The 4,117-nt window shown below is 46.4% G+C and carries 4 protein-coding genes; 2 read left to right on the top strand and 2 right to left on the bottom strand.

All coding sequences use genetic code 11. The features are described 5' to 3' along the window. On the bottom strand, positions 1 to 982 hold a 982-nt coding region (locus B7Y67_RS12045; protein ID WP_293598852.1), incomplete at its 3' end, for a mandelate racemase/muconate lactonizing enzyme family protein. Positions 983 to 1,098: 116 nt separating this feature from the next. Here B7Y67_RS12045 and B7Y67_RS12040 point away from each other — a divergent pair. Then, positions 1,099 to 2,025 carry a 3-hydroxyacyl-CoA dehydrogenase NAD-binding domain-containing protein gene (locus tag B7Y67_RS12040; protein ID WP_293598851.1) on the top strand — a complete coding sequence of 309 codons (927 nt, stop codon included), beginning with the start codon at positions 1,099 to 1,101 and terminating at the stop codon, positions 2,023 to 2,025. Positions 2,026 to 2,095: 70 nt separating this feature from the next. Then, positions 2,096 to 3,556, top strand: coding sequence for a M23 family metallopeptidase (locus B7Y67_RS12035; protein ID WP_293598850.1), 1,461 nt, complete (start codon positions 2,096 to 2,098; stop codon positions 3,554 to 3,556). Positions 3,557 to 3,639: 83 nt separating this feature from the next. Here the strand turns inward: B7Y67_RS12035 and B7Y67_RS12030 are convergent, their stop codons facing one another. After that, positions 3,640 to 4,080 carry a universal stress protein gene (locus B7Y67_RS12030; protein ID WP_293598849.1) on the bottom strand — a complete coding sequence of 147 codons (441 nt, stop codon included), beginning with the start codon at positions 4,078 to 4,080 and terminating at the stop codon, positions 3,640 to 3,642. Positions 4,081 to 4,117 lie beyond the last annotated feature (37 nt).

Here is a 4,117-nt window from a genome sequence, read left to right as displayed (position 1 = left end):
GATCATCCAAGAAGAACTCCACAAAACGCGCATTGGGGGTTGCGGCTACTAATGGTGCATGCAAATCATGCATCCAGTGTGGGCAAACAATTACACCTTTTAAATCTGCATAAGCTGAAATACGTCGCCACTCGGTAATGCCGCCACACACCGCTGCATCCGACTGCAGAATAGCTGCACCACCAGCGTCAATCAACTCCCTAAAGCGCCAGCGTCCAGCCTCCATCTCACCGGTAGCAACGTTGATCTTGGTTTGACGTGCCAGCGCCGCATGCAGGTCAATCGCATCGGGAGAAAATGGCTCCTCAATCCAGTATGGGTTGTAAGCCTCAAAGCGACGAATGTATTCCAAGGCAGTTGGCAGATCACGCCAAGCATTGTTGGCATCCAAGGTCAGTAAAACATCGTCGCCTACAGCCTTACGAGCAGCCTTAACGCGCGCCTCTTCTTCTCTTGGGGATAGACGCCCCACCTTCATTTTGACGGCCTTAAAACCCTGTTTTACGTAAGACTCCATCTCCTTACCCAGCTTGGCAGGTGTTTTGCCGTCTAAATAATAGCCACCACTGGCATAAGCAGGCACACGGTCATCTACAACTGAGCCTAAGTAATGGTGAAGAGGTAGTTTTGCGGCACGGGCATTTAAGTCCCAAAGTGCGGTATCCAAGATAGAAATGCCACGCATGACTGCGCCAGCGCGCCCTTGCAAAATAGACTCGTTATACATATCCATCCACAGTCCTTCGCTGCGATGACTATTTTGACCAATCAATTTTGGGGCTAGCAATTGCTCTACTGCAATCTTGGCAATTTCTCCGCCCGCACTACCAACGTAGCAAAAGCCAATACCCTCATTGCCATCCTTGCCACGTACCTTGACTAAGCAATAGTGACGCTCTGAAACTGTGCGCGTAGAAAAAGAGGTGACCTTATCTAGAGGCACCGCTACTGCAGCTACTGATACTGACTCAATAATTGGCATGAGGGCTCCTGTATTCAAAAAATTATTGTAGCCATAATTGCAGATGTATGACGGCTCATAAATAAGGAATAATGAGTCGCTAATTAACAGGCATCATTTACAAATTTGGGAAAGTTATGAGTAAAGTCATTGTGATAGGTACAGGCACCATGGGTGTGGGTATTGCTGCTGGCTTTCTGGCATTTGGTGCTAACACGATTTTGCTGGGTAGGGATCTTGAGAAAGCAAAGCTGAGTCTCTCCAAGGTGGAGGAATGCGCCGACTCCATTAATCCAGCATGGCGAGAAAGCGGTGCGCAACTCATTGCTGGCACTATCGCAGATTGGTCAGATTGGGAGAACACCGATCTCATTATTGAAACCATCTCTGAGCGCCTAGAGCTGAAAAAGGCAATGTTTAGCGATCTTGATCAGCGTGTACCGCCTAGCATTCCAATTGGTAGTAATAGCTCAGGCTTTCCTATAAGCGATATTGCGCAAGGCCTTCCAACAAGCTACCGCATGTTCAATACCCATTACTTCATGCCCGCTCATATCGTTCCTTTGGTGGAGGTGGTGCTGGGTGCAACATCAGATCCTCAAATGGCAGAGCAGATTTGTAGCCTCTATCGCGCCCATGGCAAAAAACCGGTATTAGTCAAGCGTGATATTCCGGGATTTCTGGCTAACCGAATTCAGCATGCCTTAATGCGCGAAGCACTCTCACTGGTGCAAGAGGGAATCGCCTCGCCAGATGATGTTGATACTGCGGTGCGCTACAGTTTTGGCTTTCGTTACGCAGCAGTTGGGCCAATGACTCAAAAAGAAATCTCTGGATGGGAGGGTATGGCACTAGCCGCAGAGGTAATCTACCCTTCTCTATCCAACATTAATGCGCCACCTGCTTGCGTCATGGATCTAGTGAGCACTGGAAAAACGGGTATGTCCAAGGGCGCAGGCTTCAGAGAGTGGTCACCAGAAGAAGCGAGAGAAATGAAGCAAGTCTATGAAATGCGCCTCAAGGCAGCATTTGAGGTATTAAAAATAGCCCCGGAACTAAATTAAACTCACATTGTTGCAGCACAGCATGCTTCAAATGCGCTGATCTGCCACAACAATATTGGATAATTGATGAGTGAAGAAAAAAGTCTGTGAGTGGCCCCTGTTTTTAAAAAGGGTAATCAAAGTAACTGGATTTGCCCTAGTTGGGTTTATTCAACTGCCAGGGGTGGAGCTCGTCTCTAGCGCTCTAGCGCAAACTACGACTCAAAATAGTAAAGCCAACAAGGCACCTCAAGTAAAGCAAAAGCCTGTAGTGCAAAAGAGTAAGCAGGCTGGGCTTCAAGTGAAGAATGGCTCCCTAACTCAGCCTGCCAAAAGCATGAGCTTAAATCCTGAATTGTTCAAACAAATTGAGGGTGCACCTAACAATCAAGATATAGCCAACCTAGATTACCGTATCCAACGTGGCTGCCTTCGTCGAAGCTATAACGAAGAGAGTCTCCCAGCTAATTTAGGCTTAGACGATCCCAGCTTGAGTGATTTTTTTAAATCGCAAACTCAAGGTTTTTTTGATCGAATGCGGGGTGACTGCATTCCTTACGCTCTAGCTCTAGGAAGTCGTAACCGCTTTGAATCACTTAGCATCATGAATGGCCCCATACAAGATGCTAAGACAGAAATTTGGACTTTTACACCCTCGGCAGCTGGTAGCTTCTTGATTCAACAAGACTATCTAAGAGATGAATCCAAACGTTTTACAGAGATTCAACTACCGCTAAGCGATGTGTTGTATGACCCCAAAAAAGTGGGCGATAAATTACCAGTTGAACTAGTTTGGGAATTGAACTCGGTCATCAAGCAAATTTATCCAGAAGAAAATAATGCGCTTGAAAACACCAACAGCGTTGTTCGCCTGATTGTGGACTTTGGTGATAAAGAGCGTTGGGCGCAAATTTGGGCAGCAGAAATTATTGACCCAGCTAGCGGCGAAGTCTTTTCAAGTGCATTTTGGGTTGAAAGGAACGATATCCCGGGTGGTTTTTATACCGCCAGCGGTGAATCTATTGAGCGCACGTTTTGGACCAATCCCTTAAGCTACCGACGCATCTCCAGAGGAGTCGGTAGTGTGCGAGCATCCAGTAAGAAAGCAGCAGCACCCAAGAATGGCACTCCTGTAGCGGCCCCTAAACAGCGCTATCGAACACATATGGGCATTGACTACTCAGCACCAAAAGGCACACCAGTTTTTAGCGTAGCTACAGGCAAGGTAGTTCATCTCGGCTATAGCGGCGCGTTTGGCAACCTCATCATCATCGAACATCCTGGAAACTATCGCACCTACTATGCGCATTTAAGCGGCTACAACGTTGAGTTGCAAGTGGGCAACGAAGTCCGACGCGGTTTAGAGATTGGCTATGTTGGATCAACTGGTCGCTCTACTGGGCCTCATCTACATTTTGAATTAAGAAAAGATGGAGTCTATGTCGACCCCTATGCCTCAAAAACACAATTAGATTTATGGAATATGCGTGATAGCGATAGCGGCTTACTTACTAGAGAAATTCTCTTGCTAGGAACACCCGTAGTAAATTAATTTATTGGGTGAATTCATTTTTAGAGCATGTAAATGAATGTAAAAAGGGTCCAATTGGACCCTTTTGTTTGATGCTATCAACATCAGCCTATAACTAATACTGGCAACTTGGAGTGCACAATCACCTCATGTGTTTCGCTACCCAATAGAACACTCTTAATACCAGTCCGTTTATGAGAGGCCATCACGATGACATCGGCTTTGGCTTTCTTGGCGCCATCCAAAATACCTTCGGATAGATTGCTATTGGCAATATGCAGGGTATTAGCCTTAATAGTGGCACCCAATGCAACTGCTGACTTTTTCAGGATATCCGCTGCAAATGCATCGCATACCTTTTTATGCTCTTTCAGGGAGATGCCATACCCCATGGTGCTATCGGAGTACACCATCGGCGGCATTGGATCAGATACATAAACCAATGTCACTGTGGCCTTATCCACCTTAGCAAGCTCAGCAACCCTTTTTAAGGACTTTTTACTGACATCCGAACCATCAACCGGTACTAATAAGTGCTTGAACATATTAACTCCTGTTAAATTAAGCCTCGATAGCCTTCAT

The sequence above is a fragment of the Polynucleobacter sp. 35-46-11 genome (assembly GCF_002281105.1).
The sequence above is the reverse complement of the archived record's forward strand: the minus strand, read 5'-3'. Positions and strand labels throughout refer to the sequence as shown.

Coding starts and splice junctions, on each gene's coding strand:
- B7Y67_RS12040 (WP_293598851.1), top strand. CDS start 1,099: ATGAGTAAAGTCATTGTGATAGGTACAGGCACCATGGGTGTGGGTATT.
- B7Y67_RS12030 (WP_293598849.1), bottom strand. CDS start 4,080: ATGTTCAAGCACTTATTAGTACCGGTTGATGGTTCGGATGTCAGTAAA.